Source organism: Bowmanella yangjiangensis, from assembly GCF_017255015.1.
Classification (GTDB): domain Bacteria; phylum Pseudomonadota; class Gammaproteobacteria; order Enterobacterales; family Alteromonadaceae; genus Bowmanella; species Bowmanella yangjiangensis.
The window spans coordinates 75,414-92,298 of the sequence record NZ_JAFKCS010000006.1 but is presented as its reverse complement, the minus strand read 5'-3'; the positions used below and the strand labels follow the sequence as shown (position 1 = coordinate 92,298).

Genomic DNA, 16,885 nt, shown 5'->3' with positions numbered 1-16,885 from the left:
AAAAGTAAAGTTTGCGTGCGCTAACCTTAGACTGCTGCCTGATACCCAGATAAAAAAAGCGCTCGGGAGAGCGCTTTTTCTTAGAGGCTGATGAGGATTACTGTTCCAGTTCAGCGTCAGTAAATGTACCGGCAAACAGCGGGCTGGACAGGTAACGTTCAGCCGAGCTTGGCAGAATAACCACAATGGTCTTGTCAGCATTTTCCGGCTTTTCGGCCAGGCGCTTGGCGGCTACCACCGCGGCACCAGAGGAAATACCGGCCAGAATACCTTCTTCACGCATCAGGCGATGGGCCATTTCCATGGCTTCGTCGTTACCAACCTGTTCAACTACGTCCACTAAGTCCAGATCCAGGTTACCTGGAATAAAACCGGCACCAATCCCTTGAATTTTATGAGGGCCTGGGGTTAATTCCTGACCGGCTTTGGCCTGGGTGATAACAGGTGAATCGGTAGGCTCTACGGCCACAGATAATATCGCTTTACCCTGAGTGTTTTTCAGATAACGGCTGACACCTGTGATAGTACCACCAGTACCTACGCCCGCGACGAAGATATCGACTTTGCCGTCAGTGGCATTCCAGATTTCCGGACCGGTGGTTTTTTCATGGATTTCAGGGTTAGCCGGGTTATCAAATTGCTGCAGCATCACGTACTTGGACGGATCGGAGTCAACAATTTCCTGGGCCTTGGCGATAGCGCCTTTCATACCTTTGGGGCCTTCGGTCAGTACCAGATTGGCGCCCAGGGCTTTTAACAGTTTGCGACGCTCCAGGCTCATGGTGCTTGGCATGGTCAGGGTCAGTTTGTAACCGCGCGAGGCCGCCACAAAGGCCAGGGCAATACCGGTATTGCCGCTGGTCGGTTCGACCAACTCTTTACCTTTGGTCAGCACGCCGCGTTTTTCGGCATCCCATACCATGTTGGCGCCGATACGGCACTTTACGCTGAAGCTCGGGTTACGGGCTTCGATTTTGGCGTACACGTTACCGCCGGTAACGCGGTTCAGTTTAACCAGCGGGGTATTACCTATGGACTCAGAATTGTCTTTAAATACTTGCATGGTGATTCCTTGCGTAACGGCCGTCGCTCAGGTCAATTTGCCCAGGCGCCGGCTGAAATTTTGCCCCTGTTTAGGGGAATGTGTAATAGATTAAGGCTCTGAGACTAAAAACAAACTGCTTTTTCGCTATATGATATTGTGAATCATCACAATCATTCAGAGTAGTCTATGTCCTTTACCGGTACCGATAACTATATCGCCAGCCAGGAATTGCAGTTGGCCGTTAATGCCGCCATTTGTTTACAGCGTCCGTTGTTGATCAAAGGAGAGCCGGGTACGGGAAAAACCCTGCTGGCCGAAGAGGTGGCGAAAAGCCTGGATACTGAGCTGTTTGCCTGGCACATCAAGTCTACCACCAAAGCCCAGCAAGGCTTGTATGAGTATGACGCGGTATCGCGGCTGCGTGACTCCCAACTTGGCGATGCCAAAGTGCAGGACATCAGCAATTACATAATGAAAGGCAAGCTATGGCAGGCCTTTGAAGCCCCGAAAAAACCGGTATTGCTGATTGATGAAATCGACAAAGCGGATATTGAATTTCCCAACGACCTGCTGCTTGAGTTAGATCGCATGGAGTTTCATGTTTACGAAACCCGCCAGACCATTAAAGCCCGGCAGCGCCCGGTGGTGATTATTACCTCCAACAATGAGAAGGAGCTACCCGACGCTTTCTTGCGCCGCTGTTTTTTCCACTACATCCGCTTTCCTGAGCATGAAGAAATGCGCCGCATTGTTGAGGTGCATTTTCCTAAATTAAAACAGGAGTTGCTGAATCAGGCGTTGGAGTCCTTTTTTAACCTGCGTAATATGCCGGGCCTGAAGAAAAAGCCATCTACCTCTGAATTGATTGACTGGCTGAAATTATTGGTGGCCGAAGATATTCCACCCGAAGCGCTACGTAATAAAGACGCAAAACAGAGTATTCCGCCGCTTTACGGCGCGCTGCTGAAGAATGAACAGGACATTCACCTGTTTGAAAAGCTGGCGTTTATGGCCAAACGCTGATGCTGATTACCTTTTTCTTTCGTCTGCGTGCCTATGGCCTAGCGGTTAGCTTACGGGAGCTGCTGGACTTGCTGGGTGCGTTAAAAGCCGGTCTGGTGTTTGCCGATATGCAAGGCTTTTATTACCTGGCCCGCACTATATTGGTCAAAGACGAAAGCCAGTACGATAAGTTTGATCAAGCCTTTGCCGATTATTTCGATGGCGTACAAAGCCTGGATTTATTCGCCGAGGTTCCTGAAGACTGGTTGCGTAGGGAGTTAGACCGGCATTTTAGCGAAGAGGAAAAACGCCGCATTCAGGCCCTTGGGGGGCTGGAAAAGCTGATGGAGACCTTGCGCGAACGCTTACAAGAGCAGCAAAAGCGTCATCAGGGGGGCAATAAATGGATTGGTACTGGCGGTACATCTCCCTTTGGCGCCTATGGCTATAATCCTGAAGGGGTGCGTATTGGCCAGGACGGCAATCGTCAGTTTAGCGCCGCGAAGGTGTGGGATAAACGCGAGTTTCGTAATCTGGCCAACGATGTGGAACTGGGCACCCGTAACCTCAAAGTGGCACTTCGTAAGCTTCGTCAGTTTGCCCGCACCGGTGCCAGCGAAGAGTTGGATATGCCGCAGACCATTAGCGGCACGGCCAGAAATGCCGGGTTGCTCGATTTGCATATGCAACCGCTTCGACACAACAGTGTGAAACTCTTGATGTTTTTTGATGTGGGCGGCTCAATGGATGAATATATTCAATTATGTGAGCAGCTCTTTTCGGCAGTCAGAAGTGAGTTTAAGCACCTGGAATACTTTTATTTTCATAATTGTATCTACGAAGGAGTATGGCAGGATAATGTGCGCCGCCATGAACGTTTGCCGGTGTGGGATATCATTCATAAGTATGCGGCGGACTATAAGGTAATTTTTGTCGGCGATGCCACCATGGGCCCGTACGAAATTACCTATCCCGGCGGCAGTGTCGAGCACTGGAATGAAGAGCCTGGTGCGACCTGGATGCAGCGCTTGCTGGGGCACTTTAAGCATAACGTGTGGCTATGCCCGCAGCCGCAGGGGTATTGGCATTACTATGCGTCTATTAATGTGATGCGGCAATTAATGGGGGAGCGTTTTTACCCCATGACGCTGGAAGGCGTTACGCAGGCTATAAAAAAATTGCAGGAAAAACAATAATGCCGTCACAAGTAATGACACAGCAAGAAACCCGCGAAATTATTACCCCTTATGCCTTTAAGGTGGCCGACGATCTGCTTGGTACCCCGCTCGCCAGCCCTACCCGGCGGGGTATTGCACTCTTGTTGGACTTATTGCTGGTTGCCATGCTGGCAACAGTGAACAGTTTGATCCTGGCGGCGCTGTTCTGTTGGATGTTTTGGCATGCCAGCAGTCGTTTACATGCCCGCAGCCCGGAGAAACGCCGTAGCAATCTGGCATTGAGAATCGCCTCACTGTTTATGCTGTTTATTTTTGCCTTTGGGCTGTTTGAGGCGCTGGCGCCTGAAGATGAAAACAGTGGCGGCAGTACAACGGTTATGAGCGCAGCCCAGGGGCTGGCGGTGGTGGCGTTAACCACTAAACATCTGACAGGTATTGCCAGTTTGAAAGATGATATTGCTGGCGGTGTTTGTCAGCCCGCGCTGAACTGCTGGACAACGGCCGGTCAGGCGTTGGCCGATGATTTAGCTGACGCTGAGCTACCTAAAAGTAGCGCTAAGGAGCTAATTAAAGAGTTTGTGCGTGCGACCTCTGACAGCCTGGACAAGCCTGAGCGAAAGCAATTAGAGACCGATTTATTGGCCCGTTATACAGAAAAGTTTCAATCCGCCGAGGTTGAAACTCAAACAGCAGATACCTCGGTGACGGCTGATGAAGCACCGAGTGAGCGAGCTAATGAGGTGATTCATCAGAAGTCCGCCGAAGACTACAGTGTGATTAAGTGGGCGAAAGGGCTGGCTGAAGATCTTGGCCTGGGTTTTGGTTGGGCAGCGTTTTATTTTTCGGTGTTTACCGCCTGGTGGCAAGGCCAGACGCCAGCCAAAAAACTGCTGGGTATTCGGGTTATCAAACTTGATGGTAAGGGCTTGAACCTATGGGAAAGCTTTGGTCGCTATGGCGGCTACGGTGCCGGTGTGGCAACAGGTTTGCTGGGTTTTTTACAGATATATTGGGATGCCAATCGTCAGGCAATTCAGGATAAAATATCAGAAACGTTGGTTGTTGATTTACGCAAACCCAAAGTAGTGTTGAGTGAACAGCAGGTTGCCACGTTGGAACATCAATCACAGGCAGCAAACTGAGCGCTGCATTCGCATCAAAAAGGAAGAAACGATGAAAACCAAATCTCTACTTGCTCTGGCGGTAATGGGCCTTGTCAGTTTGGGCGCCAACGCCGATAGCATGATCACTGTCGTTAGCCAGGACATGGATGGCACTGAAACCACCAAAATCTATGTGGCAGATGGAAAGACTGTGGCGGTAAATGCGCAGGGACAGGCAGATTTTATATTTGATACTAAGAAGAATCTGGCTGTCGCGTTAAATCATGACGAGCAGCAATATGTGCATGTGAATTCTGAGCAAATGCAAAAGATGGCCGAAGGTATAGGCCAGATGCAGCAGCAAATGCAAAGCATGATGGAACAGCAGATGCAAGGTATGAGCGAAGAAGAAAAGGCACAGATGCGTGAGATGATGGGCGGCTTTATGCCCGGTGCCAAATCTAACCAAGAAGTGAGCCTTAACGAAACCGGCAAGTCAGACAAAATTAATGGTCAAAGCTGTAAATGGATTACCCTGAACCGGGGCGACGAGCTGGTCAGCGAGGCCTGTGTGGTCAGCGTTAAGGATGTAGATATCGCCGACGATGACTTCGCGACCTTAATTGGCTTTTTAAATAAAATGCGCGAATTTGCCAGTCAAATGGGCGATAACGACGAGATGATGCTGAACCAACACTTATTGGACAAAAAGTTGTTGCCGGTGCAGATCAAAGATTACGAAGACGGCGAAACCGAGATTAGCACGCTAAGCTTTGCACAAAAGTCGGCACCGAAAGGAGTGTTTGCTATACCTGATGGCTACCAGGAGATGCAAATGCCGGTAATGGAAGATTTCTAAGTCAGACTAAGACAGGTCGCATTGGTATTGCGGCCAATTCCACCGACATATGCCGTATTGCTTGTTAGGATGAGTTTATCCTGCAGGTGTGCGGCATTTTCACCTGCGTTAACCAGGGCAAGTTGCCCTTACTAAATAGCAATAAGAAAAATTATGTTAGCAACCAGAAAACTAGCAACACCGGCCATACTGCTCTGCACCCTGATCTTCAGTCAGTTGGCACAAGCCAATAACCGTGAAATTGAAGTTGACCACAAAGTGGTCACCGAACATAAAACCCAGATTGAAGGGCAACGGGTGGCTTACTCAGCCACAACCGGCACTCAGCCTGTGTGGGATGACGAAGGCAAAGCTATTGCCACCTTGTTTTACACTTACTATCAACGCACCGATGTTAAAGACCAGGCATCCCGGCCTTTAGTGATTTCCTTTAATGGTGGCCCCGGCTCAGCGTCGGTATGGATGCATATTGCCTACACCGGTCCGCGTATTTTGAAAATTGATGACGAAGGCTACCCGGTCCAGCCTTATGGCATAGATACAAACCCCTATTCGATCCTGGATGTGGCGGATATTGTGTTTGTGAATCCAGTGAACACCGGTTACAGCCGCGTACTGAAAGACACTGATGGCAAAATGCCCGCCAAAGATAAGCAAAAAGAGCAGTTTTTTGGGGTTAATGCCGACATCAAATACCTGGCTGAGTGGGTGAATACCTTTGTTACCCGCAACAACCGCTGGTTATCGCCCAAATTCCTGATTGGCGAGAGCTATGGTACCACTCGGGTGTCCGGCCTGGCGCTGGCTCTGCAAAATAACCAGTGGATGTATTTAAATGGGGTGATTTTGGTGTCGCCTACGGATATTGGTATTGAACGTGACGGCCCGGTGAAGGCGGCGAACCGTTTACCCTATTTTGCTGCGACCGCCTGGCATCATGGCAAACTGGATAAAGAGCTGCAGGCACTGGATTTGGATGCGCTGCTACCGCAAGTGGAAGAATTTACCTTGAATAAGCTGATCCCTGCGCTTAGCAAAGGCAGCTTTATTGATGCGGCAGAGAAACAGGCCGTTATTGCTCAGATGGCGCGTTATTCGGGCTTAAATCCCCAGGTCATAGCGCAAAGCAACCTGGATGTCAGTACGGCATTCTACTGGAAAGAACTGCTGCGCGACGAGGGCAAGACAGTGGGGCGTTTGGACAGCCGCTACCTGGGCATAGATGAAAAGGACGTGGGTGATAAGCCGGATTACTGGGCAGAGCTGACGTCCTGGTTGCATTCCTTTACTCCGGCCATCAATTATTACCTGCGTGAAGAGCTGAACTATAAAACCGACATTAAATACAACATGTTCGGTCCGGTACATCCCTGGGATCGCAGTGATAACAAGACCGGTGAGAACCTGCGTTTGGCCATGGCACAGAACCCTTATCTGAAAGTGTTGATCCAATCCGGCTATTACGATGGTGCCACCAATTATTTTGATGCCAAGTACAATATGTGGCATCTGGACCCCAGCGGTAAGATGAAAGAACGATTGAGCTTCAAGGGCTATCGCAGTGGGCATATGATGTACTTGCGCCGTGAAGACTTAAAAGCCTCTAATCAGGACTTGCGAGAGTTTATCCGCTCGGCATTACCGGGCCAGCAATCCGCTCGCTATCCTCGATAAAAAAAGCCCCGATAATCGGGGCTTTTTTATACGCAAGCCGTGCTTTATTGCATGTGTATGAATAATAGGTATAAATGAACATATACAAAACGCCATTACAGTCCTTTGTCACAGATTTGCTACATTGTAAGCTGTAGCGCTCTCATTCAGACGAGGACGGTCCGGCATGCCTGGACGATTTATGTACTTAACATCAGTTCGTAAAATGCTATGGCTTGCCTTGTTCAGCCCATTTTCTTACGCCACATCGGAGTCGGCGACCATGTTGGATCCTCAGATCACCCAGATTCTTCTTGTTGTTGTGTTAGTAGTTGCACTGACCATGGCCGGAGCCTGGCTGTTGGCTCGTCGTCGGGTTGCCCAACAACAAACCGAGATCGCTGAACAAACCGCGCAGATCAACAACAAGCAAGCCTTGTTGGATGGCTTTAACCTTGGCATGTTGCATCTGGATAGCCAAGGCAATGTGCTGTATGTAAACCGTATCGCCGCCTATTGGTTAGGTGGTAAGGCTGATTCGCTAACTGGCACCGCCCTTAGTCGTTGGGTGCAGGGGGAAGCGGGGGAGCGATTAATTAGTGCGCTTTCCAGTTTGGTTGATTGCAAAGTGCAGTGGTTTAGCCCCAAGGCTGAGCGACACATTTTGTTGAGTGCTCACCCTCTGAGCAAACCCAAAGATGAGCTCGCCATGCTCGTCACTTTGCAGGACATCAGCAGTTATCAGCAGCAGATCACCGAATTACAGGATGAGGTGGCGTGTTTTGATGGTCTGCGAGGTCAGGCCGGTTTGGCGCAGCTAAGTTTAAATCTCAAAGACAAGCAGGCCATTTCGGATCCACTACTGCAAAGCTGGCTTGGCCTGACACAGGCAGAGTGCAGCCTGGATGGGTTTAAAAACAAGGTGCTCAGCAGTGACTGGGCTAACTGGATGCTGGCCATTGAGCACAGTATTGATAACAACGAGCTGGAGTTAACCGGCAGTCTGGAAACCCCGCAGGGGCCAAAGCCTGTCAGAATGTTGGGCCGCATAGTCCAACGTGATGACGGCAACAAGCCGCAATTGGTGCAGTGTCAGTTACAAGACCTCACCGATATTAGCCAAGCCAAGCGTAATCTGGATGCATCACAAAGTCAGTTTAAGTCGCTGTTAACTGCCAGTAGCCAACCTCTGTATTTGTTAAATGCCCAGGGCGAGTTTGTTGACTGCAACCTGGCATTTCAGCGCTTGTTTGGCGTCAGCATGATGCAATTGCAGGGCAAAACGGTGGAGCTGGTCGGGCTCTTTGATGATGCTATTTGTAGCTTGCATCAATCCGGCGATCTGGCTATGTCTTCTCTGGCCGGACAGGGCCGTGAGTTTAACCTGGCATTTAAGGACGGCAGTTTACGCCCTCTGCGTTTTCGTTTGCAGCCACTGAAAGATGGTGAAGGCAACAGGCGTGGTACCCTTGGGCAGATTGAGGATATGTCTGAACTGAGAGGCATACAGGCAGATCTCAGAGACAAGCAACAACAGTTCGACCGCTTTATGAATGCTTCACCCCTTGGCATTGTGCTGATGGACGCCGAGGAACATCTGCGTCAGGCCAATCAACCTATGCTGGAGCGTTTTGGTTATAGCGAACTTGAGCTGAATAAAATGTCGCTTTATCAGTTGTTCGCGGAGCCGGGCCAAGCGGCCAGAGCGGCCAAACAGTTACAACAGGGTAAACTTAGCGCCTTGCATGTCAGCCTCAAAGACAAGCATGGCAAAGTGCATCCCAGTGAATTGCATGTGCATGCCATAGGTGAGGGGCAGTACTTGTGCTGGATTGCCGACATGAGTGAGAAGGCCTTTCAGCAAGATAAGTTCGACAGCTTGTTGTCGCATAGTAGCCTGGCCATGGCGGTGCTGTCTGACAGTGGTTTTACCCGCCTGAATCCAGCGGCTTGCGAGTTTTTCGGTATTGAGGATGAGCAAAAATTGTTTGGCTTCTTCCCTTATTCAGAAGGACTGAACCCGGATACTGACTCAGCAGAAAAGCTAAAACACAAATTCCAGCAACTGCGCACAGACGGCAAAGCCTTATCGCTGGTGTGGCAGCACCAGCATGGTAACGAAGCGCTACCCTGCCAGGCCACTTATGTGCCGATGTTTAAAGGCGGGGTATTGGAATCCGTACTCTGTATCTGGATGGATATGCGAGCCATTAATCAGGCGGCCGCCGAGCGTCTGGAAGCCATTAATCTGCGCCAGGCCGCCGAGCGGCAAATGGCAGAGCAGCAGCAATTGCTGCAAAACAGTCAGGACCAATTGGCCAGCAAAGCCAAAAGTCTGGTGGATGCAGAAAGCAAGTTACAGCGCGCCGAAGAAAGCCTGTCCGAGCAGCAGAACAAAATAGAAGATCTGGAGCAGGCTCACCAGGACGTTACGGCGCATTTGCAGGAACTGCAGCAGGAATACACTGACAGCTGTAAGCAATTGGCGGATAGCCAGCAGAATAATGCCGAACTGGAAACCCAATTACAGCAATTTAGTACCAAAGTCGGCGCGCTGGAGAAACAACGCAACCAGATTGCGGATGCCTTGCAGCACAGTGAGCGTCAGTACCGCCGTACCCAGCAACAGTTGCAGGAAAGTGAAGAAGCGGGTCAGAAATTGCGTGAAGAGCAGGATGCCCAAGCACAGAAGATGCAACAACTTATTGAGCAGAATAGCAGCCTTAAGAGCTCAATACAGAGCAAAGACAAGCAAATTGAGGACGTCAGTGGGCAAATCAACACCCTGCAATCGCAACTGCTTAGTTCCGCAGAAGCCAGTGAATCCTTACGTACCCAGTTGGCTAATCAGCGTAAAGCCAGTGAACAGGCCCAACAGTTGCACCGTGAAGTAGAGCAGCGTTGCCGTCTGGCACAATCCGAGCTGAGCAACAAAGCCCGACAGATTGAACACCTGCAATACGAGATGCAAAAAGTCGAAGAGATGTCTTCGCAGCAGCGCGATGATCTCGAAGAGCAGCACAAGCTATTGCAGCAGGAGCTGCAGGCCAAGCATCAGCAATTGCAGGACACTCAGAAGGCACTGGATGAAACCCGCCGCCAGTCTGAACAAGAAAAAGCCGAAAAGCAGCAGCAACAGGAACACCTGACCAAGTTGCAGCAAGAACTGAGTGAAATGGAACAGCGTGCCGCCGAGCAGCAGCAACAGGTGGCGTCGGTTGAACAGGAGTGGCTGAATAAACAAGCAGCCCTGCAGCAGGAACTGGCCGATAAACAGCGCCAGTTACAGCAAACCGAGCAGATACTGCAAGATGCTAAACAGCAAACTGAAGCAGAAAAAGCCGAGAAAGCCCGTCAACAGGAAATCTACGACAAATTGAAGAGTGAGCTTGCTGAGGTGGAACAACGTGCTGTCGAGCAGCAATCGCAGATGTCACAAAGTGATGAGCAGTGGCAGGCCAAGCAACAGGCTATGCAGGATGAACTGGTTGCCAAGCAGCAGCAATTGCAGCAGACCCAGGAACGTCTGAACGAGTATCAGCGCCAGGCGGACGATGAGAAGCAGCAGCGCCAGGAACAGCAAATGAAGCTGGACCAGCTTAAAGTGGAACTTCAGGATGTGGAAAGCCGTGCCAGCCGTCAAAAAGAATTGATGGAAGGTAGCGACGAGCAGTGGCGTCAGCATCAGGCCGAAATGGATGAGCAAAAGCAGCAATTACAGCAAGCTTTGGAACAGGCGCGTAAGCAAAACCAGGAAATGGAAAGCCAGTTAAAAGGCAAATTGTCTGAATTGCAGCAAGCCGAGAGCCAGGTGCAGAAAACCCAGTCTGGCGAGCAGAAATTGCTGGAAGAGCTAAATCAATCCAGACGGGATGCCGAGGCCCTGAAGAAAAAGCTCCAGCAGCAGGAGGCTCAGGAAGCCAGCTTGCAGCAGCAATTGCAGGCCCAGCAACAAATTCTCAAAGACAGCGAGAGCAATATTCAAAAATTGGAGGATGCGCAAAGTGCGTTAACCTCGCAGTTGCAGTCCGTGCAAAAAGAGTACGAGCAGAGCCGTCGCCAGTTGAATGATCAGAGCAGTAGCCAGTCCGATCTGAGCAGCCGCATGCAGGCCTTGGAACAGGAACTTGAGCAAAGCAGGGCACAGTTGGACGATAAAGAGTCGGCGTTGCAGGATGCACAAAAAGCCCTGCACAGCAGCCAACAGAAACTGGCGGAGCAGGAACAGGCGCTGGTTGAAGCGCATCAGCAAGAGCTGCAACAAGCCAGGGTCGAGCAAGCTGAACAGCCGCAAAAGGCCAAACCCGCTTTTGCCGAGCAGCCCATACCAGATAATCCCAAGGTATGGTTTGATTTGCTGCCTTACTTACAAAAAAATCCCCATACCGGTTCTCTGGCTGGGGCGCTTAATCAGTTAATGCAGGCGCTGGAGAGTGCCACAAACCAGGCCGATGCAGCGATTAATGAGGAAGATACCCGATTGATGCTGCAAGCCACTCGTCAACTGGTGAAGTTGGCTGAACAGATAAATTCAGAGCCACTGATGGACCTGACCAGTCGCCTGGAAGCCGCCGCGAAACTGGGGCATCTGGACAGTATTTCTATCTTCTGGCCTAACGTAAAACGTTCATTGATGATGACACTAAGGGTGATTTACTCGCATTTAGATGGGTAAGGGCTGTTTCTGATAGGTGAAAGGTGCATCGGGCTCCCTTACTTCCTGCATGGCAATGATGTCGAGCGGGCTAATTGTGCCAGCTCTTCTGTTGCCAACAACATGGGTATAGATTTCTGTCGTTCTTAAATCGGTATGACCAAGCAATTCCTGTACTGTTCGAATATCCGTGCCTTGTTGAAGCAGGCGTGTGGCGAACGAATGTCTGAAGGTATGCGCAGTGACTCGTTTACCAATTTGAGCTTGCACGACTGCTGTGCGGAGATTTTTACTGTAACTTGATGAATGCAAATGATGCCGGCAAATATAACCGTCATGTGGATGCCGACAACGTGTGACTGAAGGGAATACATACTGCCATGAAAAATCTTTAAGGGTGTTGCCGTATTTTCTATGCAGTGACGGGGGGACAGAAGTTGTGCCAAAGCCTTCAGCTAAATCTGCCTTGTGTATGTACTGAGCGTGTTGAATCTGTGCCTGCAGGTCAGAATGTAAACCCTGAGGAAGTAGAGTGTATCTGTCTTTACTGCCTTTTCCCCGGAAAACAAACAAGGAATGATCAAAGAAGTTAATATCTTTTACCCTCATTCGCAGTGCCTCGTTAATGCGTAAACCTGCGCCATAGAGTAGTGCTGTAATCAATCTGGTTTGGCCTTGCATAACCGACAATATGCGTTGTACTTCTTGCGGGCTTAACACCGTTGGCAGGTTGCGGGGTGCTCTGGCGTAACCATACTCAAGCCCAACCAATTCTCTGTGCAAAAGGTGGCGATACATAAAAACAATGGCGCAAAGCGCCAAATTTTGTGTGGCAGGGCTAACAGCTTTATCTAAGGCCAGGTGATTTAAGAAAAGCTCAATATGCGTGTTGTTCATTTGTTCCGGGTGAAGCATGCCATTGAACCGGATCAAACTGCGCACCCAGTACATATAGCACTTTTCAGTGCGAAGACTGTAGTGACGGGTACGTAATTCTTTGCGCAAGGATTCCATAAAAGGTGAGCCACCCATCATCGCCTCCCAAACAAGATATGTATATGCATACAGTTATAATGTGAAAGTCGAGTTTCTGCCAATGAATCGGCACATTATCGTGAACTCATTCTTACTTTCACCATGATGGGAGAGTGCAAGCTTTTGAAAAACATTAAGAAAGTTAAATTGTTGTGTGTTTATCGAGACCTCGTTTACACTGCATTCTTACTTTCCCCCCAAACGCGCCACGCGCGAAGTCGTCAAATATCGCGTTAACTTCTTGAAAATAAGGGATTACGGTGAAGATTACAGAGCAAAGCACCCTAAGCAGATGTGAACATTATCGCGAATTCAATATAGTAAGCTGTTATACAAAAAGGGAAAAATCATGCCAGATATAGCATCTATTGGAGCAGCTCTAGCTAGCATAAAAACAGCAACGGAGATTGCAAAGCTTATCAAAGATAGTGGCGCTTCGTTGGAGCAAGCCGAAGTAAAGTTACAGATAGCAAATTTAATCAGCAGCCTTGCTGATGCGAAGATTGAGCTTGCGGAGCTACAGACAGAAATGAATCAGCTTAAGGATAAACTGAATCAAAGGGTATCAGTAAAATGGGTCAAACCTTATTACATGATGCAGTCTGATGCTGAAATGGAAGGTCCATTTTGCCCAACTTGTTACGATAATAATGAGAAAATGATTAGGCTGCAGGGATCTGGGCCTAAAGGTTGGTCTTGTTTAACTTGTAAAGGGTTCTTCAAAGACTCTGAGTATGTTACTCCCGCACCGATTAGGTTCAGCTAGCAAATGTATAACAAGCGCAGTCACAATCGGCCACTGTGTGGCCTGGACCTCAACCGCTACGCGGGTTTCGGCCTGTGCTGCGAGCGTTATATTTTACGGAGAATATCGTGTTTAAAAATTGTATTGTAGCTGCAGTGGTGTTTGTCCTTGCTGCTTGTGCATCAACAGAACAAAAACAATCTAAACCGTTGCTAACATATGGGCTCATATACGGTATCACATTGGATGAAAATAAAACTGTAATAAATATACGCCTTGCTAGGGTTGAAGATCCTTATAAAAAACAGCAAATCGAATTTACGCCAACACCAGAATACTCGGCGAATGCAGAGCGTCAATTAAAAGTACGTGATTATGGTGATGCCGAAGTAAACAAAGAGTTTTTTGTTATCTGTGGTTACGCTGACGTTAGGCCTGATACCGCTTTATGTGGTGGTGATTTGTAAAATATAACAATCGCATCAAAATGGACGTCTAACGCTTGGCTGACGCTCATTCTTCGCGCAATTTAGTCAAGCGTTATCCGCAATTTATGCGGGCGTTAGCCCTTTTGAGACTATGGATAAACTATCTGGAAAAGCAGCAGATTTAACCCGAGCGGAATGGCGCGAGTTGGGGTTTTATTATGTGTCTCACGAGGATGAAAAGAAGTGGGAACTTCACGGCTCAAAAAATGGACTGCTCAAACTTTGCGATTTGATCAAAAAGTTCGCTGACGAAAATCGAGAGTATGGTGATCATGAGCATTTATTGCCACATTGGTATTTAACATTAACGGCACTAGATTCTTTCTCTCTTGACGAGCGAGGTATAGGTGGTACGCCAGAGCAACTCCGAAACTTTGCTCACTTCTTTCAAAGTAAAGTTTTCAGCTCTAAGGTCGGTTCGACGAGCAGCGTACCCAAAGAGGCTTTTTCCACGGACTACGGCATAGAATATACCGTGCAAGGAGATAACTTTGATCCGTCTTCGCAAGACCCTCAGTTGTAGGGCTAACAAGCGGCTGTTGTCGCGCCTTCGGCGCTGGGACGGTCTTTCCGCCGCTGCGCGGCTACAAGCCCGCCCCAAAGCCGGGCGTTAGGTACACATGGATAAGTTGAGCATATTTGCAAACATCGGAAGAAGCATAGCTGCGCTTTGTATAGCTCTCTTTATCGTTTTCTGGTTTCCAAGCCCTGCTTTCGATGCGTGTTTTCCTGACAATTCTTCTTACGTGTGCGGTCAATGGCCTAATTTATTTGCTGGCTTAGTCTTTGTTTTAGTTGGTTACTATTTAGGGCCTAAATCTAAATACCATTACATTCCCGGGTTGTTAATATTTGGCTTTCTAGGTAGTGCTGAACACATTAGGTTTGGTGGTCAATTATTAGAAATACTTGCAGAGGCACCTTTCCAATCATTTTATTACGGTGGTCTAGTGTCACTGCTGATTATCGTTGCTATAAAGTATGTTAATAATCGCTGGGTGCAAAGTGTACCTAACAAACTAATTAATAAGGACAAATAACAGTTGGCTATTTGCTCCTTCGTCGCTATTTTAGCCAACAATTATTTGCCCATTATTAGGGCGTTATACAAAAAGGGAAAAATCATGCCAGATATAGCATCTATTGGAGCAGCTCTAGCTAGCATAAAAACAGCAACGGAGATTGCAAAGCTTATCAAAGATAGTGGCGCTTCGTTGGAGCAAGCCGAAGTAAAGTTACAGATAGCAAATTTAATCAGCAGCCTTGCTGATGCGAAGATTGAGCTTGCGGAGCTACAGACAGAAATGAATCAGCTTAAGGATAAACTGAATCAAAGGGTATCAGTAAAATGGGTCAAACCTTATTACATGATGCAGTCTGATGCTGAAATGGAAGGTCCATTTTGCCCAACTTGTTACGATAATAATGAGAAAATGATTAGGCTGCAGGGATCTGGGCCTAAAGGTTGGTCTTGTTTAACTTGTAAAGGGTTCTTCAAAGACTCTGAGTATGTTACTCCCGCACCGATTAGGTTCAGCTAGCAAATGTATAACAAGCGCAGTCACAATCGGCCACTGTGTGGCCTGGACCTCAACCGCTACGCGGGTTTCGGCCTGTGCTGCGAGCGTTAGAACTCTCGTTAACGTCAGTCGTTATTTTGGCGGTTAACTGTCGGCGCTTTGTCGTATGAAAGATACAAAAAATATTCGACTATCTTTCGTATTCAATGGAAACAGGAATCAATAGTGAAAATTAATGCTGCTTTAGTTATTCAAAACAGAATGCTCAAAGCATGGACGCAAGAACAGTTAGCTATTGCATCTGGGTTAAGCCAAAGAACCATTCAAAGGGTAGAAAGTGAAGCAAATGCTTCTTTGGAAACTAAAAAGGCATTGGCAGCTACGTTTAACATTGATATTACCAGTTTAGAATATGAGGAAATCGAGACAGTGAGTAAATATGAATATAAAACAGTAGAGCTACCTTTCAAGCTTCGATTCTTTAAATCTGGCACTCCAGACGTCGAATCACTATTAAACGCGGAAGGTCAACAAGGCTGGCAATTAAAGCAAATAGTGATTCCTGCATCGGGGTTTGGTGAATCGGACTCTATGGTGGTTATTTTAGAACGACAGGCGGTATGAAGAGCTCTAACAAGTTGCTGTTGTAGCTACTGTCGTGGCTGGGGCGGCCTACGCTGCGCTTCAGCCGCCCCAAATCTTTGCGTTATACATACTTATCAACATGGAGGTTTTCTTAAAAGTTCGAACAAAAATAACCAAGCAAAACTTCGAATTGACCTTCTCCCCAGCTTTTTTAATTCCATGGCCCAGTAGTGGGCGGCACAACAGGCTTCTAACCCTACCAGACCAACAGGCAGATTTGCCATTTTCTTCAACAACTTGGTACGGCTCACTGTTTTGTGAATCAGTGGCTTGCCATGGCGGTCTTGGCCGTGGATACTGAAACTCAGTTTGGCTAAATCAATGCCATAGAAATAGTTGAAATCAGACATGGGCAGTTCTCCTCAATGGTTGCCATATAAGTTTGGCAAAACTCCGGGAAGGGGGAGTCCATATCATTCGTTATGTGATTGATAGACATTCCCGATTAAAAGCGGTTAAAATGCGTTCTCGCGGCTGCACATCACTTTCAGTCAATTTCAGAGAAAACGCGATGATTGTAGAGAATGTGCTTCCTGAAAATTACGCAGAAATGCTTAATGTTTGGGAAAATTCAGTCCGAGCAACTCATGACTTCATAACAGAAGAAGATATTGAGTTTTTTAAACCAATTATCATTGAGCAGGCTTTTCCTGCTGTCACGTTAAGATGTGTGAAAAATGAAAGTGGTTCAATTTTAGGTTTCGTGGGTATCCACGATTCAAAGGTTGAAATGCTGTTCATCTTAAACGAGGCGAGAGGGCAAGGTATTGGTAAGGTGCTACTGCAATACGCAATAACGCAGCTAGGTGCAACCAAAGTCGATGTAAACGAACAAAATCCACAAGCAGTAGGTTTTTACGAGCATATGGGTTTTAAAGTTGTTTCTCGCTCACCACTTGATGATATGGGAAAACCTTTTCCGATTCTGCATATGACACTTTAAAGCTCGGTTTGTCGT

15 protein-coding genes and 1 pseudogene are annotated in these 16,885 nt (G+C 48.0%); 13 read left to right on the top strand and 3 right to left on the bottom strand.

From position 1 onward, the window contains the following. Positions 1 to 97: 97 nt before the first annotated feature. A complete protein-coding gene (cysK, locus tag J0A65_RS08395; RefSeq protein WP_206593720.1) occupies positions 98 to 1,063 on the bottom strand; it encodes a cysteine synthase A in 966 nt (321 codons plus the stop codon). 168 nt (positions 1,064 to 1,231) lie between these two features. Between cysK and J0A65_RS08390 the strand changes: the two genes are divergently transcribed. The 6 genes from J0A65_RS08390 to J0A65_RS08365 all read left to right on the top strand — a co-directional run bounded on the left by J0A65_RS08390 (position 1,232) and on the right by J0A65_RS08365 (position 11,515). After that, positions 1,232 to 2,068 (top strand): AAA family ATPase, encoded by an 837-nt coding sequence (locus J0A65_RS08390; protein WP_206593719.1) that lies wholly within the window; start codon positions 1,232 to 1,234, stop codon positions 2,066 to 2,068. Then, positions 2,068 to 3,243 carry a vWA domain-containing protein gene (locus tag J0A65_RS08385; protein WP_206593718.1) on the top strand — a complete coding sequence of 392 codons (1,176 nt, stop codon included), beginning with the start codon at positions 2,068 to 2,070 and terminating at the stop codon, positions 3,241 to 3,243. The genes J0A65_RS08390 and J0A65_RS08385 overlap by 1 nt, the downstream gene beginning before the upstream one ends. Then, positions 3,243 to 4,367 (top strand): RDD family protein, encoded by a 1,125-nt coding sequence (locus J0A65_RS08380; RefSeq protein WP_206593717.1) that lies wholly within the window; start codon positions 3,243 to 3,245, stop codon positions 4,365 to 4,367. Before J0A65_RS08385 ends, J0A65_RS08380 begins: the two co-directional genes overlap by 1 nt. Before the next feature lie 31 nt (positions 4,368 to 4,398). After that, positions 4,399 to 5,187, top strand: coding sequence for a hypothetical protein (locus J0A65_RS08375; protein WP_206593716.1), 789 nt, complete (start codon positions 4,399 to 4,401; stop codon positions 5,185 to 5,187). 153 nt (positions 5,188 to 5,340) lie between these two features. Next, the gene (locus tag J0A65_RS08370; RefSeq protein WP_206593715.1) at positions 5,341 to 6,861 is read left to right on the top strand and encodes a S10 family peptidase; all 1,521 of its coding nucleotides are present in this window, start codon (positions 5,341 to 5,343) and stop codon (positions 6,859 to 6,861) included. Positions 6,862 to 7,042: 181 nt separating this feature from the next. Further along, the gene (locus J0A65_RS08365) at positions 7,043 to 11,515 is read left to right on the top strand and encodes a PAS domain S-box protein (protein WP_206593714.1); all 4,473 of its coding nucleotides are present in this window, start codon (positions 7,043 to 7,045) and stop codon (positions 11,513 to 11,515) included. Here the strand turns inward: J0A65_RS08365 and J0A65_RS08360 are convergent. Next, entirely contained in the window at positions 11,504 to 12,526 is a 1,023-nt protein-coding gene (locus J0A65_RS08360; protein WP_206593713.1) for an integron integrase, read from the bottom strand. The two genes, J0A65_RS08365 and J0A65_RS08360, sit on opposite strands and share 12 nt — an antisense overlap. A 352-nt stretch (positions 12,527 to 12,878) precedes the next feature. Between J0A65_RS08360 and J0A65_RS08355 the strand changes: the two genes are divergently transcribed. The 6 genes from J0A65_RS08355 to J0A65_RS08330 all read left to right on the top strand — a co-directional run bounded on the left by J0A65_RS08355 (position 12,879) and on the right by J0A65_RS08330 (position 15,906). Continuing rightward, complete coding sequence (locus tag J0A65_RS08355) at positions 12,879 to 13,295, top strand: hypothetical protein (RefSeq protein ID WP_206593712.1); 417 nt, start codon at positions 12,879 to 12,881, stop codon at positions 13,293 to 13,295. Positions 13,296 to 13,402: 107 nt separating this feature from the next. Beyond that, a complete protein-coding gene (locus J0A65_RS08350; protein WP_206593711.1) occupies positions 13,403 to 13,741 on the top strand; it encodes a hypothetical protein in 339 nt (112 codons plus the stop codon). A 112-nt stretch (positions 13,742 to 13,853) separates the two neighbouring features. Beyond that, a complete protein-coding gene (locus J0A65_RS08345; RefSeq protein ID WP_206593710.1) occupies positions 13,854 to 14,285 on the top strand; it encodes an Imm32 family immunity protein in 432 nt (143 codons plus the stop codon). A 97-nt stretch (positions 14,286 to 14,382) separates the two neighbouring features. After that, on the top strand, positions 14,383 to 14,802 hold the full coding sequence (locus tag J0A65_RS08340; protein ID WP_206593709.1) for a hypothetical protein: 420 nt from the start codon (positions 14,383 to 14,385) through the stop codon (positions 14,800 to 14,802). Between the two features lie 3 nt (positions 14,803 to 14,805). Continuing rightward, positions 14,806 to 15,303, top strand: a complete 498-nt coding sequence (locus J0A65_RS08335) for a hypothetical protein (protein ID WP_232849819.1) — start codon at positions 14,806 to 14,808, stop codon at positions 15,301 to 15,303. Positions 15,304 to 15,507: 204 nt separating this feature from the next. Further along, positions 15,508 to 15,906, top strand: a complete 399-nt coding sequence (locus J0A65_RS08330) for a DUF4177 domain-containing protein (RefSeq protein ID WP_206593708.1) — start codon at positions 15,508 to 15,510, stop codon at positions 15,904 to 15,906. 161 nt (positions 15,907 to 16,067) lie between these two features. On the opposite strand, the pseudogene J0A65_RS08325 reads toward J0A65_RS08330, so the two are convergent. Further along, a pseudogene (locus J0A65_RS08325) lies at positions 16,068 to 16,277 on the bottom strand (IS110 family transposase); the annotation flags it as partial. A 161-nt stretch (positions 16,278 to 16,438) separates the two neighbouring features. On the opposite strand from J0A65_RS08325, the gene J0A65_RS08320 reads away from it, so the two are divergent. Continuing rightward, on the top strand, positions 16,439 to 16,870 hold the full coding sequence (locus J0A65_RS08320; protein ID WP_206593837.1) for a GNAT family N-acetyltransferase: 432 nt from the start codon (positions 16,439 to 16,441) through the stop codon (positions 16,868 to 16,870). Positions 16,871 to 16,885 lie beyond the last annotated feature (15 nt).